The following is a 15,856-nucleotide window of genomic DNA, read 5'->3' as shown; positions in this document are numbered from 1 at the left end:
TCGCACCCGTTGTGCGGCCGAGTGCTTCTGATCAGTGGATACTAGTTTCCTCATCGTGGAACTTCAATGGTCTGTTGATGTCGAGAATCTCAGGGTCGAGGCAAGGTGGCGCTCGGTGCCACCCCGCTCACTCAAGGTGGCTCAGATCGGCCTCGGTGTCGATGTCGTACGGCTCCGCCACGTCCGCGCACTCCACCAGCCGGACGGCGTCCGCGCGGGCCTTCAGGTAGGCGCGGGCCCCCTGGTCCCCGGTGGCGGCCGCGCTGATGCCCGCCCAGTGCGCCGCGCCGAACAGCACCGGATGCCCGCGCACCCCGTCGTACGCGGCCGAGACCAGCGAGTCCCCGTCCTCGTACGCACGCAGCACCCGCGCCACCGCCGCCGCGGTGATGCCCGGCTGGTCGACCAGGCAGACCAGCGCCGCCCGTGCGTCCGTCCGGGCGAGCGAGGCCAGACCCGCGCGCAGCGAGGAGCCCATGCCCTCGGCCCATTCCGGGTTGTCCACCAGTACACAGCCGTCCAGCGCGGCCCGCTCGCGGACCTCCGGTGCCCGTGCGCCCAGCACGATGTGGATCCGCCCCAGCCCGGCCGTCCGAAGCACCCCCGCCGCGTGCTCGACCAGGGGGCGCCCCCGGTGCTCCAGCAGCGCCTTCGGTCGCCCGCCGAGCCGCCGGCCGCCCCCCGCGGCCAGCAGCAGTCCGGCGACCTCCCCGCCCCGCTCCCTGTGGTCCTGGATGTCCGTCATGGGTCCTGCATACCCGACGGCGGACCGGCCGGCCGGTGTCCTTGGGCTGAATTTCGGTACGCCCTGTGGCGCTCGCCAGGTCCGGTGGCGTTTACTGGCCCGCGCACGACGGCGTGGCATGCCTGGGGAGGGCTGCTTTGCGGAGCTTGGGGCAGAGGCCGGTGACCGGCAGCGACGAGGACCCGAGGGTGACGGAACTGCGGGGGGCGGTGGCCCGCCTGCGCCGCGAACTGGCCGCGCTGCGCGCGGACTTTCCCGACCGGGCGATAGCCGAGGAGGAACTGGCCGCGCTCGCCGCGATGGCCGCCGAGGGCTCCCCGGAGATACCCCGCCTGCGCGGCTGCCTGCTGCTCGTCGCCGGTGCCATCGGGTCGATGAGCGCCCTGGCCCGCCCCTTACGGGAGGTCAGGGACGCGGTGGATCTTTTCGGGCAGACGGCGCACCGGGCGCAGGGGTCCCGGCCCGGGGGTGCGGCGAGCCGCGCGGGCGACCGCCACGGGCCCGCGGCCGCCGGCCGGTCGACCGACGCCCCCCGGTAGCGGCCCCGGAGCCGCGGGCGTCACGCGCCCGAACTCGCCAGGGCCTGGGACAGCTCCACGGCCACCTGCTGCAACACCGGCACGATCTTCTCGGTCGCCGCGTCGGTGACCCGCCCGGCCGGCCCGGAGATGGAGATCGCCGCGGCCGTCGGGGACTCCGGCACGCAGACCGCGAGGCACCGCACGCCGATCTCCTGCTCGTTGTCGTCCACGGCGTACCCCTGCCGGCGCACCTCGGCCAGCGCGGTGAGGTACTCCTCCGGCGTGGTGATGGTCTTGTCCGTCGCCGCGGGCATCCCCGTCCGGGTCAGCAGCGCCCGCACCTCGTCGTCCGGCACCGCGGACAGCAGCGCCTTGCCCACTCCCGTCGAGTGCGGCAGCACCCGCCGTCCCACCTCGGTGAACATCCGCATCGAGTGCTTGGACGGCACCTGGGCCACGTACACGACCTCGTCGCCGTCCAGCAGCGCCATGTTCGCCGTCTCGCCGGTCTCCTCCACCAGGCGGGCCAGATACGGCCGGGCCCAGGTGCCGAGCAGCCGGGAGGCGGACTCGCCCAGTCGGATCAGCCGGGGGCCGAGCGCATAGCGCCGGTTGGGCTGCTGGCGCACATAGCCGCAGGCCACCAGCGTGCGCATCAGCCGGTGGATGGTGGGCAGCGGCAGCCCGCTGGTCGCGGACAGTTCGCTGAGGCCGACCTCGCCACCCGCGTCCGCCATCCGTTCCAGCAGGTCGAAGGCGCGCTCAAGGGACTGGACCCCGCCACCGCCGGCGGACTTGGCGGAGTCGGGGGTGCTGGCGCTGGACGTCGGCACGGCGCGTTCCTTTCGGGGCGGACGGAGGGCAGCAGCCTACCCGGCGGACGGTTGACTCCCCGCTTGTGCGTAGCTACATTCTGCTTACTGGAATAGTAATTCCGCTTTGTGGAAACGTCCAGTACCACCTGCCCCTGTCCGCCGCGGCGCGCCCGCCTCTTGACGGCGCGGGAGGGGAAGTGAAGACTCCTTCAACAGAACGTTGAAATCCGTTTCATGGCTGTACGTCCTGTTTCCCTGGTGTGAGACGGCGATACAGAGAGGGGTTCGGGTGTCCGACGCTGAACTGGTGCTGCGCTCGACGCGCGTCATCACCCCCGAAGGGACGCGGGCCGCCACGGTCGCCGTCTCCGCGGGGACGATCACGGCCGTACTGCCGTACGACGCCCAGGTCCCGGCCGGCGCGCGCGTCGAGGACGTCGGCGACCACGTGCTGCTGCCCGGACTGATCGACACCCACGTGCACGTCAACGATCCGGGCCGCGCCGAGTGGGAGGGGTTCTGGACCGCCACCCGGGCCGCGGCGGCCGGCGGCATCACCACACTCATCGACATGCCGCTCAACTCCCTCCCGCCGACCACCACCGTCGAACACCTGCGGATCAAGCGGGACGTGGCCCGGGACAAGGCGCACATCGACGTCGGCTTCTGGGGCGGCGCCCTGCCGGACAACGTCAAGGACCTGCGGCCCCTGCACGAGGCCGGTGTGTTCGGCTTCAAGGCCTTCCTCTCCCCGTCCGGCGTGGACGAGTTCCCGCACCTCGACCAGGAGCGACTCGCCGTCTCCCTCGCGGAGATCGCCGGCTTCGACGGCCTGCTCATCGTGCACGCCGAGGACCCGCACCACCTCGCCGCCGCCCCGCAGCACGGCGGCCCGCGCTACGCCGACTTCCTCGCCTCCCGCCCGCGCGACGCCGAGGACACCGCCATCGCCGCCCTGATCGCGCAGGCCCGCCGGCTCGGCGCCCGGGTGCACGTGCTCCACCTGTCCTCCGGCGACGCCCTGCCGCTGATCCGCGCCGCGCGCGCCGAGGGCGTCCGGATGACCGTGGAGACCTGCCCGCACTACCTCACCCTCACCGCCGAGGAAGTCCCCGACGGCGCAAGCGAGTTCAAGTGCTGCCCGCCCATCCGCGAGGCCGCCAACCAGGACCTGCTGTGGGAGGCGCTGGCCGACGGCACCATCGACTGCGTCGTCACCGACCACTCGCCCTCCACCGCCGACCTGAAGACCGCCGACTTCGCCACCGCGTGGGGCGGCATCTCCGGGCTCCAGCTCAGCCTCTCCGCCGTCTGGACCGAGGCGCGCAGGCGCGGCCACACCCTCGAAGACGTGGTCACCTGGATGTCCGCGCGCACCGCCGCCCTCGCCGGCCTCGACGGCCGCAAGGGCGCCATCGCCCCGGGCCGCGACGCCGACTTCGCGGTCCTCGCGCCCGACGAGACCTTCACCGTCGACCCGGCCGGCCTCCAGCACCGCAACCGGGTCACCGCCTACGCCGGCAGGACCCTGCACGGCGTCGTCAAATCCACCTGGCTGCGCGGACGGCGCGTCTACGCCGACGGCGAATTCACCCCGCCGCGGGGCACGCTGCTCGACCGCCCCCGGTGAGCACCACCGCATCCGCCCGGCCGACTCCCGAAAGGAACCACTGATCACCGTGACGGCGACTTCAGGCTTCACCGGCGACGCGAACCCCTACGGAGGCGGTGACCCGTACGCGGACTACCGCACCGCCGACTTCCCCTTCACCCGGCACGCCAACCTCGCCGACCGGCGCCTCGGCGCCGGTGTCGTCGCCGCCAACGACGAGTTCTTCGCCCAGCGGGAGAACCTGCTGGTGCCCGAGCGCGCCGAGTTCGACCCCGAGCACTTCGGCCACAAGGGCAAGATCATGGACGGCTGGGAGACCCGCCGCCGGCGCGGCACCGGCCCGCAGGACCCCTGGCCCGCCGACGAGGACCACGACTGGGCCCTCGTCCGCCTCGGCGCCCCCGGAGTGATCCGCGGGGTCGTCGTGGACACCGCCCACTTCCGAGGCAACTACCCGCAGGCCGTCTCCGTCCAGGCCGCCTCGGTCCCGGGCTCGCCCGCGCCCGAGGAACTCCTCTCCGGCGACGTCAAGTGGACGACCCTGGTGCCGCGCACGCCCGTCGGCGGCCACGCCGCGAACGGCTTCGCCGTGTCCGTGGAACAGCGCTTCACTCATGTCCGCGTCAACCAGCACCCCGACGGCGGCATCGCCCGCCTGCGGGTGTACGGCGAAGTCGCCCCGGACCCCGCATGGCTGGCGGCGCTCGGCACCTTCGACGTCGTCGCGCTGGAGAACGGCGGCCGGGTCGAGGACGCCTCCGACCTCTTCTACTCCCCGGCCACCAACACCATCCAGCCCGGCCGCTCCCGCAAGATGGACGACGGATGGGAGACCCGCCGCCGCCGCGACCGGGGCAACGACTGGATCCGCTACCGGCTCGTCACCCAGTCCCAGATCCGCGCCCTGGAGATCGACACCGCGTACCTCAAGGGCAACAGCGCCGGCTGGGCGTCGGTCTCGGTGCGCGACGGCGAGGACGGCGAGTGGCGCGAGATCCTGCCCCGCACCCGCCTCCAGCCCGACACCAACCACCGGTTCGTCCTGCCGGACCCGGCGGTGGGCACCCACGCCCGCATCGACATCTACCCCGACGGCGGCATCTCCCGGCTGCGCCTGTACGGCTCGCCGACGGAGTCCGGCGCGGCCCGGCTGGCCGCGCGCCACCAGGAACTGGGTGGCTGAGCGATCGTCACCCGGATCGAGGGGCGGGCACCGCGGGGAGGCGGAGGCCCGCCCCTCGCGCTGTCCACGGTGCGTGCCGCACCCCGTAGAAAACCAGCTGGTGGCGGGGGTGAACAGGGCCGAACGGCCCTGTCGGCCAGGGCCGGACGGCACCCGGCCCGCGGTGCAATACTGGCGCGTCTTCCGGCCGGACCACCGGCGTCGTGGGACACGGTCCACCGCCATCGGCTCCGGCCGGCGGCGGACTCGCCCGCGCCGACGCGACGTCGCACGGGCGACCGTGACCACGGCCGCCCGGGCGGTCCACGCGAAGACGGCGCCGAAAGAGCGCGCCGACGACCGCCGGGCGACGGGGGCCGGGAACGGGACGGCGGCGCGCGACGTACCGCAGGGAGAGAGCCAGCCCGTGAACAGCACCAGAAGCGACGCGCACGACGAGTACCACGCGCTCCTCGCCCGGCGGGACGCGATGCGCCTGCGCCAGCGGCTCCTGTCCCCGACCGGCCGGCCCGATCCGGGCCCGGGACACCCGCGGGCCGGTGCGCACCAGGAGTTCGCGCGGTCGTACGACGGCGCGGCCGACCAGCGGATCATCACCCGCCACCTGCCGCTGGTGACCCCGTTCGCCGGTCTCATCGGCCACCTCTACGACGCCATGTTCGAGCGGCACCCGTATCTGCGGTCGCTCTTCCCGGACTCCATGGAGTTCCAGCGGGTCCATCTGGAGCGGGCCTTCTGGTACCTGATCGAACACCTCGACCGGCCGGCGGAAGTGACCGAGTTCTGCGCCCGGCTGGGCCGCGACCACCGCAAACTGGGCGTCCAGCCGGTGCACTTCGAGGTGTTCGAGCACGCGCTCGCCGAGGGCCTGCGCCGCAGCGCGGGCGAGCGCTGGACGGAGGAGATGGAGCAGGCGTGGCTGCGCATGCTCCGGTTCGCGGTCGCGGCCATGGTCGACGGCGCGGCCGGGGCGCTGGCCGAACCGCCGTACTGGAACGGCACGGTGACCGCCCACGAACTGCGCGGCCCCGACCTCGCGGTGCTCCGCGTCCACACCGCGGAACCGTTTCCCTACCAGGCCGGGCAGTACACCCGCATCCAGAGCCCGCTGCTGCCCCTCACCTGGCGGCCGTACTCCATCGCCTGTGCGCCCCGCCAGGACGGTGAACTGGAGTTCCACATTCGCCGCACCGGGCCCGGCGGGGTCAGCGACGCGCTGGTGGGCCGCACCCGCGTCGGCGACCCGCTCCGCCTCGGGCCCGCCCAGGGCACCATGACCCTGGACAACGACCCCTCGCGCGACGTCCTGATCGTGGCCGGCGGCACCGGCTGGGCCACCGCCCGCGCCTTGGTCGAAGAGTTGTCCCGGCGCTCCCTGCGCCGCGGCGCCCACCTGTTCGTCGGCGCCCGCAGCCTGGACGACCTCTACGACACGGCCACCCTGTCCCGGCTGGAGAAGAACTGCCCCTGGCTGCGCGTCGTCCCGGTGATCGGCGAGGGCCCCGGCGCCGACGCCGACGCCTCGGTGGCCGACGCGGTCGTCCGGCACGGCGACTGGTCCGGCCACATCGCCTATCTGAGCGGCCCGCCCATGATGGTCACCGCCACGGCCTACAGCCTGGCCGCCCTGAACCTCCCCCCGGAGCGGATCCACCACGACCCGGTCGACGGCACCCTGCCCCCGCCGTCCCGCGCGCCCCGGCTGGGCGCCCCGGAGGCGATCACGCAGGGGTGAGGGGCGGTGGTCGGCGGTCAGCCGTCCCCCGGGAGCGGGCCGGCGATCCCCGACCGGACCTCCGCCAGCAGCCGCGGGTAGTGCTCGCCGTAGGTGTGCACCGCGTGCCACACCGCGTCCAGTGCCGCCCTGAGCGGGGCCGGGTCGGCGGCGGCGAGCACGGCGGGGAGGGCGAAGTGCGGCTGCGAGATCGGCCCCCGACCGCTCGGCCCGGTGGTGCCGTGCACGAAGACCGGTGTGTCGTACTCGCCCCGGGCCGGTGGGCGGTAGGGCGGCCGCTCGGGCGGTACCGCCCCGAGCACCGAACGCTCCGGCACCCGCGGGTCATGGCGCAGGGTTTCGCGCATCAGGGCGGGGTCGTCGAAGGGCGGTGGCAGCGGCCGGCCCAGTGACAACGCGGTGAGCGCCCGGGCGACCCACGGCACGCCGGTCAGGCCCGCCGTCTCGCAGGCGCGGTGGGCGGCCAGCACCGCCGTCGTGCGCTGGACGCCGGGGCCCGCCGCGTCCAGCGCGTGCACCAGGTCGCTGTCGAATTGGAGCAGACCGAGGACGTTGCCGCCGACGGCGCGCAGCCGCCCGCTCGGCAGCCGCCCGCCCCACTCCCACCGCTCGTGGTGCAGTCGCCGTTCCTCCGCGGCCCGTCCCTCCGCCTCGCGGGCCAGGCGTTCGCGCTCGGCGCGCTCCTCGGGTGCGGGCGGCGGCGGGAGTCCGCGCGCGAAGCGGTGCCGGTACGCGGCGACCCGGGAGGTCTGGCGGATTACCTGGTCCGGGCCCGGCGGCCCGGGCCAGAACTGGAGGAGATAGCTGTCCGCGCGCGGCTCCTTGGCCCCCCTGGTGTCCAGTCTCCTCCCCTTGTCCATGCCCCGGGCGCAGTACCGCACCCGGTAGTCGGTCCGGGCGAGACCCAGGTCCCACGCGGATCCGCCCGCCCACAGCACCAGCCTGGTGCGTCGCGACAGCGGGCGGAAGGACACCTCCACCACGTCCTCCCAGGACGGGTCCACCGGCGGGGCCTCGTCGTGGACCTCCACGTCGAGGCCGACGTCTCCCGTGTGCAGCCCCGTGGTCAGCCAGAGCGCACCCGGGACCGCGGCCCCGCACAGCCCCCCGCACTGGCCCGCGAACGCCTCGTGCGGGGCCGGGTCCAGGGCGTCCGGATCGCTCTCCACGTACATCTGGCCGTGGTGGACGTACACCTCTCCTGTGACCGGCCTGCGCACGGCACCCCTCCTCACCCCGTCGACGGCGTCCGGAGCCCCTGCCGGACGACGGGCCGTCACCTGCCCCGCATCATGACGCGGGGCACTGACAACGGCCCCGGCGACGGTGGCGGCCCGCCCCTGGCGTCCCGTCCGCTCCCCGTCCGCCGACGGCGAACGCGCGGCCCGGCCGGCCCCGGCCGGAACTCTTCGCCCCCTCTCCCGCGTTCTTCCGGGCGTGACCCTTCAGCAAGAGATCGTCGGCAACGCCATGCAGATGGCGGTCGTCAACCTGCACCCCGGGCAGACCGTGTACTGCGAGGCGGGGAAGTTCCTGTTCAAGACCACGAACGTGACCATGGAGACCCGGCTGTCCGGGCCGTCCGGGGGCGGCGGGCAGCAGCAGGGCGGTTCGGGCGGCGGCATGGGCGGGTTGCTGCGCCAGGCCATGGGCACCGCGATGCAGGTGGGGCAGCGGATGCTGGCCGGCGAATCGCTGGCGTTCCAGTACTTCACCGCCCAGGGCGGTCAGGGCACGGTCGGCTTCGCCGGGGTCCTCCCGGGGGAGATGCGCGCGCTCGAACTCGACGGCAACCGTGCCTGGTTCGCCGAGAAGGACGCCTTCGTGGCCGCGGAGTCCACGGTCGAGTTCGGCATCGCCTTCGCGGGCGGCCGTACCGGCATGAGCGGCGGCGAGGGCTTCGTCCTGGAGAAGTTCACCGGGCACGGCACGGTGATCATCGCGGGCGCGGGCAACTTCATCGACCTCAACCCGGCGGACTTCGGCGGCCGCATCGAGGTGGACACCGGCTGTGTGGTCGCCTTCGAGGAGGGCATCCAGTACGGCGTGCAGCGGGTGGGCGGCCTCAACCGGCAGGGGCTGATGAACGCCGTCTTCGGCGGCGAGGGCCTGTCGCTGGCCACCCTGGAGGGCAACGGCCGGGTGATCCTCCAGTCCCTGACCATCGAGAGTCTGGCCAACGCCCTGAAGAAGGCCCAGGGCGGCGACAAGCAGGGCCCGACCGGCGGTCTGTTCTCCACCCACGCCGGCTGAGCCGCGCCGCCCCCGCCCGGCGTCCTTCGAACGTGCCTCCCGTGGCCGCCCTGTGCGCCTCGTGTGGCCGTCCGGAGGAGGAAGGTGAACTCGCTGAAAAACCGGGTTGACCGACGGCGGAATCTTCGACGGTGTCGTTGACATGTCCTTGTCTACGCGCGTCATCATGACGGCATGCGAATCCCCCCACGCGCCGCTCGGATCGGCGCCGCAGCCGCAGTCCTGTCCGCCCTTCTCGTGGGCGGCACCGTCTCCGCCGGCACGGCGGGCGCGGTGCCCCTCCCCACCGCGACGGCCCATGCCGTCCCCGCGTCCGCCGCCTCCGTCGGCAGCATCTGCCACAGCGCCCTGCCGCCGGAGGCCGACGACACCCTCGGCCTCATCGCCCAAGGCGGTCCCTACCCGTATTCGCAGGACGGCACCGTCTTCTCCAACCGCGAGGGCGTCCTGCCCGACCAGCCGTCCGGGTACTACCACGAGTACACCGTCGAGACCCCCGGCTCCTCCACCCGCGGTGCCCGCCGCATCGTCACCGGCGAGCAGAACCAGGAGGACTACTACACCTCCGACCACTACGCCACGTTCGACCTGATCGACTTCGGCTGCTGACCGACACGGAGCCTCGCCCCGCGGCCACCCACCCCACCCATCGGCCGCGGGGCGAGTCGTGTCCGGGCCGGCGCGGAAATCTCCGGAGAACGGGCACCGATCCGGTCCCGCGCGCGTTCCCTCTGTACCGGGACGCGCCCGGCGGGCCTCGTGGGGAGTCCGGAAGGGGAGCCATGGACAGGCGGCAGACCGTCGATCTGGGGGAGTACGGGGAGGCGTTCCGCCGGAACCCGCATCCGGTGTACGCCCGGCTGCGCGAGGCCGGACCCGTGCACCGCGTCCGGCCGCCGGGCGCGGACGCGAGCTACGAGACCTGGCTGGTCGTTGGGTACGAAGAGGCGCGCGCCGCCCTGGCCGACCCCCGGCTCGCCAAGGACGGCGCGAAGATCGGCGTCACCTTCGTCGACCAGCACCTGATCGGCAGGCACCTGCTGAGCGCCGACCCGCCGCAGCACACCCGGCTGCGCGGCCTCGTCACCCGCGCCTTCACCATGCGCCGGGTCGAGCAACTGCGCCCGCGCGTCCAGCGGATCACCGACGACCTGCTGGACGAGATGCTGGCGCACGACAGGGCCGACCTCATCGCCTCCCTCGCCTACCCGCTGCCCCTCACCGTCATCTGCGAACTGCTCGGCGTCCCCGAGATGGACCGCACCGAGTTCCGCGAGATCTCCTCGCAGGTGGTCGCCCCGACCGACCCCGAAGCGGAGCACGAGGCGGTCGTCCGCCTCGGCGAGTACCTCACCGAACTGATCGAGGACAAACGCTGTGCCGGACCCACCGGCGACCTGCTCGGCGACCTGGTCCGCACCACCGCCGAGGACGGCGACCGGCTCTCGCCCGAGGAACTGCGCGGCATGGCCTTCCTGTTGCTCATCGCCGGACACGAGACCACGGTCAACCTCATCGGCAACGGCGTCCTCGCGCTGCTCACCCACCCCGGCCAACTCGCCGCCCTGCGCTCCGACACGAGCCTGATCGACGGCGTGGTGGAGGAGGCCCTGCGCTGGGAGGGCCCGGTGGAGAACGCCACGTTCCGGTATGCGGCCGAGCCGCTGGAGATCGGGGGCGTGCGGATCGAACAGGGCGACCACGTGATGATCGGGCTCACCGCCGCCCAGCGAGACGGCGCCCGGTTCCCCGCCCCCGACCGCTTCGACATCCGCCGTGACACCCGCGGCCACCTCGCCTTCGGCCACGGCATCCACTACTGCCTCGGCGCGCCCCTGGCCCGCCTGGAGGGCCGCACCGCCATCGCCACCCTGCTGGAACGCGCCCCGGGACTCGCCCTGGACGGCCCCCACGGCGAGTGGCTGCCGGGCATGCTCATGCGCGGCCTGCGCACCCTGCCGGTGCGCTGGTAGCGAGGCGCCCGGGGGCACCACCGGGAGCCGCCGCCGTGCGGCGGTCCGCACTCCGGCCCTACGCCCCCGGGACCTCCCCGAGCGCCACCGCCCGCCGCTCCCGGCGCGAGATCTCGCAGGCCTCGGCGATCCGCAGCGCCTGAAGGGCCTGCCGGCCGTCACAGGGATTGGGCCGCTCGCCGCGCAGCACGTCCACGAAGGCGCACAGCTCGGCCTCGTAGGCGGGGCCGAACCGCTCCAGGAAGCCGGTCCAGGGCTTGTCCGCGGGCGGTGGTCCGCTCGGTTCGGTGGAGGCGAGCGGCGTTCGGTCGTCCAGGCCGACCACGGCCGTGTCGTGCTCGCCGGCCAGCTCCATGCGGACGTCGTAGCCGGCGCCGTTCACCCGGGTCGCGCTCGCGGTGGCCAGGGTGCCGTCGTCCAGCGTGAGCAGCGCCGCCCCCGTGCCGACGTCGCCGGCCTCCCGGAACATCGCGGGACCGGCGTCCGAACCGGTGGCGTAGACGTCGGTCACCTCGCGGCCCGTCACCCAGCGCAGGATGTCGAAGTCATGGATGAGCGTGTCTCGGAACAGGCCGCCGGACAGCGGCAGCCAGTCGGCCGGGGGAGGGGACTGGTCGCAGGTCAGGGCGCGGACGGTGTGCAGCCGGCCGAGCCGCCCGGACCGTACCGCCTCGCGGGCGCCCGCGTATCCCGCGTCGAACCGCCGCTGGAAGCCCATCTGGAGCACCGTCCCGGCCGCCGCCACCTCGGCGAGCGCCTGGAGCGTGCCCGGGACGTCCAGGGCGATCGGTTTCTCGCAGAAGACCGGCAGGCCCGAGCGGGCCGCCCGGCCGATCAGCTCGGCGTGCGCCGCGGTCGCCGTCGTGATCACCACCGCGTCCACACCCCACCGGAAGATCTCGTCCACCCCCGGCGCCGCCGTCTCGCCCAGCCGCTGCGCCAGCCGCTGGGCCCGCGCCGGATCGGCGTCCGTGAGGATCAGCGATCCGACCTCGCGATGACGGCTGAGCGTGTTCGCGTGGAGGGTGCCGATGCGGCCCGTACCGATGACGCCGATGCGCATGGGAACAAAGTGGGGGCGGAGCCGGTGCCCTGTCAATTCACATGTCAGGACAACCTGACTTCACGACTTCCCGTCAACCCGTCACGCGGCTACGCTCGGGCCCGTGCCGAAACCTGTTGTGGACCCGACCGTCGCGCTCGACCTCCGTGTGGACCGTAGCTCGCCGGTGCCGTTGTACTTCCAGCTCTCCCAGCAGCTGGAGGCCGCCATCGAGCGCGGGGGCCTGACTCCCGGCAGCCTCCTGGGCAACGAGATCGAGCTGGCCGCGCGGCTCGGGCTGTCCCGGCCCACCGTCCGTCAGGCCATCCAGTCCCTCGTGGACAAGGGCCTCCTCGTGCGCCGCCGGGGCGTCGGCACCCAGGTCGTGCACAGCCAGGTCAAGCGCCCGCTGGAACTGAGCAGTCTCTACGACGACCTGGAGGCGGCCGGGCAGCGTCCGGCGACCAGGGTCCTGGTCAACACGGTCGTCCCGGCCTCCGCGGAGATCGCCGCGGCGCTCGGTGTCGCCGAGGGCGGCGACGTGCACCGCGTCGAACGGCTCCGGCTCGCGCACGACGAGCCGATGGCCTATCTGGTCAACCACCTGCCGCCCGGCCTGTTCGACCTGGACACGGCCCAGCTGGAGGCGACCGGCCTGTACCGGCTGATGCATGCCGCCGGGATCACCCTGCACAGCGCCCGCCAGTCGATCGGCGCCCGGGGCGCCACCGCCATGGAGGCCGACCGGCTCGGCGAGGCCGAGGGTGCTCCGCTGCTCACCATGCGGCGGACCACCTTCGACGACACCGGGCGCGCGGTCGAGTTCGGCGACCACACCTACCGCCCGGCCCGCTACTCCTTCGAGTTCCAGCTGCTCGTGCGCCCCTGACGGCGGCGCAGGGTTGGTCTCATTGTCCGGACAAGGTGACCGGGATCTCCTCCCCGGCCGCACTCCTGCCCCGGCCGATGACCGATACTGAAGTGTTTGGGGCTGGTGAGGTCGCCGCCGGGACACGCCGACGGTGAGGTCGCCCGCCCCTTACGCACGTCGGAGCAAGGACAGCCGGCCCACAGCCGGCGACAGGGAGAAGGGCACGGCCTCGTGGCACGGTTTCGTACCTGGGCAGTCATGGCAGTCGCGGGGGCACTCTCGGTGTCCCTGGCGGGTTGCAGCAGCACCGGCGGGAAGCGGGCCGAGGACGCCCGCAAGGCCGCCGTGGCCCAGGGCAGGGCGGCGGTGAACACGCCCCGCTGGACCTTCGCGATGATCACGCACTCGGGGGACGGCGACACCTTCTGGGACATCGTGCAGAGCGGTGCCAAGCAGGCCGCCGTCAAGGACAACATCAACTTCCTCTACTCGCACGACGACGACGCGCAGCAGCAGGCCCAGCTGGTGGACGCGGCGGTCGACAAGAAGGTCGACGGGATCATCGTCACCCTCGCCAAGCCGGACGCCATGAAGGCGGCGGTCGCGCGCGCGGAGAAGGCCGGCATCCCGGTGATCACGGTCAACTCCGGCTCCGAGCAGTCCAAGGCCTTCGGCGCCCTGACCCACATCGGCCAGGACGAGACCATCGCCGGCGAGGCGGTGGGCGACGAGCTGAACAAGCGGGGCAAGAAGAAGGCCCTGTGCGTGCTGCACGAGCAGGGCAACGTCGGCCACGAGCAGCGCTGCGACGGCGTCGCCAAGACCTTCCACGGCACCACGCAGAAGCTCTACGTCAACGGCACCAACATGCCGGACGTGCAGTCCGCCATCGAGGCCAAGCTCCAGGCCGACAAGTCCGTGGACGCCGTCGTCACCCTCGGCGCGCCGTACGCGGACACCGCGGTGAAGGCCAAGGGCGACGCGGGCAGCAAGGCCGAGGTGGACACCTTCGACCTCAACGCCCAGGTCGCGGCCTCCCTGAAGAACGGCACCCTGGGCTTCGCCGTGGACCAGCAGCCGTACCTCCAGGGCTACGAGGCGGTCGACCTGCTGTGGGCCTACAAGTACAACGGCGACGTCCTCGGCGGCGGCAAGCCGGTGCTGACCGGCCCGCAGATCATCACCAAGGACCAGGCGGCCACGCTGGCGGCGTACACCGAGCGGGGCACCCGATGAGCGCGACCGCCGAACGCAAGACCGATGAACAGGTGACCGACGAGAGGATTCTTCGGACCTCTCCGCTGAAGAAGCTCCTCGCCCGCCCCGAACTGGGCTCGGTCGTCGGCGCCCTCGCCGTTTTCGTGTTCTTCGCCTTCGTCGCCGACGGCTTCCTGCGCGCCTCCAGCCTCAGCACCGTCCTGTACGCCTCCTCGACCATCGGGATCATGGCCGTACCGGTGGCCCTGCTGATGATCGGCGGCGAGTTCGACCTGTCGGCGGGCGTCATGGTGACCTCCGCGGCGCTGATCTCCTCGATGTTCAGCTACCAGATGACGGCGAACACCTGGGTCGGCGTCGGCGTGTCGCTCCTCGTCACGCTGGCCGTCGGCGCCTTCAACGGCTTCATGCTCACCCGCACCAAGCTGCCCAGCTTCATCATCACCCTGGGCACCTTCCTGATGCTGTGCGGCATGAACCTGGGCTTCACCAAGCTGATCGACGGCACGGTCTCCACCAAGACCATCGCCGACATGGAGGGCTTCTCCAGCGCCCGCGCCGTCTTCGCCTCCACGGTCACCGTCGGCGGCGTCGACTTCAAGATCACCATCCTGTGGTGGCTCGCCCTGGTCGCCCTCGGCTCCTGGATCCTGCTGCGCACGCGCGTCGGCAACTGGATCTTCGCGGTCGGCGGCAACGAGGACGCGGCCCGCGCGGTCGGCGTCCCGGTGGCCAAGACCAAGATCGGCCTCTACATGGGCGTCGCGTTCGGCGCCTGGATCTCCGGCCAGCACCTGCTCTTCTCCTTCGACGCCGTCCAGTCCGGCGAGGGCGTCGGCAACGAGCTGATCTACATCATCGCGGCCGTCATCGGCGGCTGCCTGATCACCGGCGGCTACGGCAGCGCGATCGGCTCCGCCGTGGGCGCCCTGCTGTTCGGCATGACCAGCAAGGGCATCGTCTTCGCCGAGTGGAACCCCGACTGGTTCAAGTTCTTCCTGGGAGCGATGCTGCTCCTCGCGACCCTGCTCAACGCCTGGGTCCGCAAGCGCGCGGAGGCGACGGCATGACGCAGACCAAGACACCCGCGGCCCTGGTCGAGCTGGCCGGCGTCAGCAAGCACTACGGCAACGTCCGCGCCCTGGAGGGCGTGTCCCTCCAGGTGCACGCGGGCGAGATCACCTGCGTCCTCGGCGACAACGGCGCGGGCAAGTCCACCCTGATCAAGGTGATCGCCGGACTGCACCAGCACGACGGCGGCACGCTGACCGTCGACGGCGAGGAGACCCGCCTCGCCTCCCCGCGCGACGCGCTGGACCGGGGCATCGCCACCGTCTACCAGGACCTGGCCGTGGTGCCCCTGATGCCGGTCTGGCGCAACTTCTTCCTCGGCTCCGAGCCGCGCAAGGGCAGCGGCCCCTTCAAGCGCCTCGACACCGGCCTGATGCGCCGCACCACCCGCGAGGCGCTGCTGCGCATGGGCATCGACCTGCGGGACGTCGACCAGCCCATCGGCACCCTCTCGGGCGGCGAACGCCAGTGCGTCGCCATCGCCCGCGCCGTCCACTTCGGCGCCAAGGTCCTCGTCCTGGACGAGCCGACCGCGGCCCTGGGCGTGAAGCAGTCCGGTGTCGTCCTCAAGTACGTCGCCGCGGCCCGCGACGAGGGCCTGGGCGTGGTCCTGATCACCCACAACCCGCACCACGCGTACCTGGTCGGGGACCGGTTCGTGCTGCTGCGCCGGGGCACCATGGTGGGCAATCACACACGCGACGAGATCACCCTCGACGAACTGACGCGGCAGATGGCGGGCGGCTCCGACCTGGAGGCCCTCCGCCACGAACTGCAACGCGGTTGACGCCCCCGAGGGGCGCCGCGGTCAACCGGG

Annotated in this window: 14 protein-coding genes and 1 pseudogene; 11 read left to right on the top strand and 4 right to left on the bottom strand. The window is 72.8% G+C overall.

Features of this window, described 5'->3' with window-relative positions; translation table 11 throughout:
- Nucleotides 1-127 precede the first annotated feature (127 nt).
- Nucleotides 128-745: an NTP transferase domain-containing protein gene (locus HZZ00_RS26265; protein ID WP_180328770.1), complete on the bottom strand. Its 618-nt coding sequence runs from the start codon at nt 743-745 to the stop codon at nt 128-130.
- 146 nt (nt 746-891) lie between these two features.
- On the opposite strand from HZZ00_RS26265, the pseudogene HZZ00_RS26260 reads away from it, so the two are divergent.
- Nucleotides 892-1,179 (top strand): annotated as a pseudogene (locus HZZ00_RS26260) (DUF5955 family protein); the annotation flags it as partial.
- A gap of 125 nt (nt 1,180-1,304) precedes the next feature.
- Here the strand turns inward: HZZ00_RS26260 and HZZ00_RS26255 are convergent.
- Nucleotides 1,305-2,099: an IclR family transcriptional regulator gene (locus tag HZZ00_RS26255; protein WP_180328769.1), complete on the bottom strand. Its 795-nt coding sequence runs from the start codon at nt 2,097-2,099 to the stop codon at nt 1,305-1,307.
- A 271-nt stretch (nt 2,100-2,370) separates the two neighbouring features.
- Between HZZ00_RS26255 and allB the strand changes: the two genes are divergently transcribed.
- The 3 genes from allB (at nt 2,371) to HZZ00_RS26240 (ending at nt 6,611) form a co-directional block, all read left to right on the top strand.
- Nucleotides 2,371-3,711 (top strand): allantoinase AllB, encoded by a 1,341-nt coding sequence (gene allB, locus HZZ00_RS26250; protein ID WP_180328768.1) that lies wholly within the window; start codon nt 2,371-2,373, stop codon nt 3,709-3,711.
- Nucleotides 3,712-3,760: 49 nt separating this feature from the next.
- A complete protein-coding gene (gene alc, locus HZZ00_RS26245) occupies nt 3,761-4,876 on the top strand; it encodes an allantoicase (protein ID WP_180328767.1) in 1,116 nt (371 codons plus the stop codon).
- 406 nt (nt 4,877-5,282) lie between these two features.
- Nucleotides 5,283-6,611: a globin domain-containing protein gene (locus tag HZZ00_RS26240; protein WP_257585356.1), complete on the top strand. Its 1,329-nt coding sequence runs from the start codon at nt 5,283-5,285 to the stop codon at nt 6,609-6,611.
- 17 nt (nt 6,612-6,628) lie between these two features.
- Here the strand turns inward: HZZ00_RS26240 and HZZ00_RS26235 are convergent, their stop codons facing one another.
- The gene (locus HZZ00_RS26235) at nt 6,629-7,831 is read right to left on the bottom strand and encodes a hypothetical protein (protein WP_257585354.1); all 1,203 of its coding nucleotides are present in this window, start codon (nt 7,829-7,831) and stop codon (nt 6,629-6,631) included.
- 217 nt (nt 7,832-8,048) lie between these two features.
- On the opposite strand from HZZ00_RS26235, the gene HZZ00_RS26230 reads away from it, so the two are divergent.
- The 3 genes from HZZ00_RS26230 to HZZ00_RS26220 all read left to right on the top strand — a co-directional run bounded on the left by HZZ00_RS26230 (nt 8,049) and on the right by HZZ00_RS26220 (nt 10,837).
- Nucleotides 8,049-8,864, top strand: a complete 816-nt coding sequence (locus HZZ00_RS26230; protein WP_180328766.1) for an AIM24 family protein — start codon at nt 8,049-8,051, stop codon at nt 8,862-8,864.
- Nucleotides 8,865-9,038: 174 nt separating this feature from the next.
- Nucleotides 9,039-9,473 carry a ribonuclease domain-containing protein gene (locus tag HZZ00_RS26225; RefSeq protein ID WP_180328765.1) on the top strand — a complete coding sequence of 145 codons (435 nt, stop codon included), beginning with the start codon at nt 9,039-9,041 and terminating at the stop codon, nt 9,471-9,473.
- A gap of 173 nt (nt 9,474-9,646) precedes the next feature.
- A complete protein-coding gene (locus HZZ00_RS26220) occupies nt 9,647-10,837 on the top strand; it encodes a cytochrome P450 (RefSeq protein WP_180328764.1) in 1,191 nt (396 codons plus the stop codon).
- A 58-nt stretch (nt 10,838-10,895) separates the two neighbouring features.
- Here HZZ00_RS26220 and HZZ00_RS26215 read toward each other — a convergent pair whose 3' ends face one another.
- Complete coding sequence (locus tag HZZ00_RS26215) at nt 10,896-11,900, bottom strand: Gfo/Idh/MocA family oxidoreductase (RefSeq protein WP_180328763.1); 1,005 nt, start codon at nt 11,898-11,900, stop codon at nt 10,896-10,898.
- 118 nt (nt 11,901-12,018) lie between these two features.
- On the opposite strand from HZZ00_RS26215, the gene HZZ00_RS26210 reads away from it, so the two are divergent.
- The 4 genes from HZZ00_RS26210 to HZZ00_RS26195 all read left to right on the top strand — a co-directional run bounded on the left by HZZ00_RS26210 (nt 12,019) and on the right by HZZ00_RS26195 (nt 15,826).
- Nucleotides 12,019-12,768 (top strand): GntR family transcriptional regulator, encoded by a 750-nt coding sequence (locus HZZ00_RS26210; protein ID WP_180333710.1) that lies wholly within the window; start codon nt 12,019-12,021, stop codon nt 12,766-12,768.
- Between the two features lie 213 nt (nt 12,769-12,981).
- Complete coding sequence (locus HZZ00_RS26205; RefSeq protein WP_180328762.1) at nt 12,982-13,986, top strand: sugar ABC transporter substrate-binding protein; 1,005 nt, start codon at nt 12,982-12,984, stop codon at nt 13,984-13,986.
- Nucleotides 13,983-15,038 (top strand): ABC transporter permease, encoded by a 1,056-nt coding sequence (locus tag HZZ00_RS26200; RefSeq protein WP_070025643.1) that lies wholly within the window; start codon nt 13,983-13,985, stop codon nt 15,036-15,038. Before HZZ00_RS26205 ends, HZZ00_RS26200 begins: the two co-directional genes overlap by 4 nt.
- Nucleotides 15,035-15,826 (top strand): ATP-binding cassette domain-containing protein, encoded by a 792-nt coding sequence (locus HZZ00_RS26195; protein ID WP_180328761.1) that lies wholly within the window; start codon nt 15,035-15,037, stop codon nt 15,824-15,826. The genes HZZ00_RS26200 and HZZ00_RS26195 overlap by 4 nt, the downstream gene beginning before the upstream one ends.
- Nucleotides 15,827-15,856: the final 30 nt, after the last annotated feature.

The organism is Streptomyces sp. NEAU-sy36 (assembly GCF_013423905.1).
GTDB classification, from domain to species: domain Bacteria; phylum Actinomycetota; class Actinomycetes; order Streptomycetales; family Streptomycetaceae; genus Streptomyces; species Streptomyces misionensis.
Note: the sequence above shows the minus strand (reverse complement) of the source record. Positions and strands in the feature narration are given on the sequence as shown.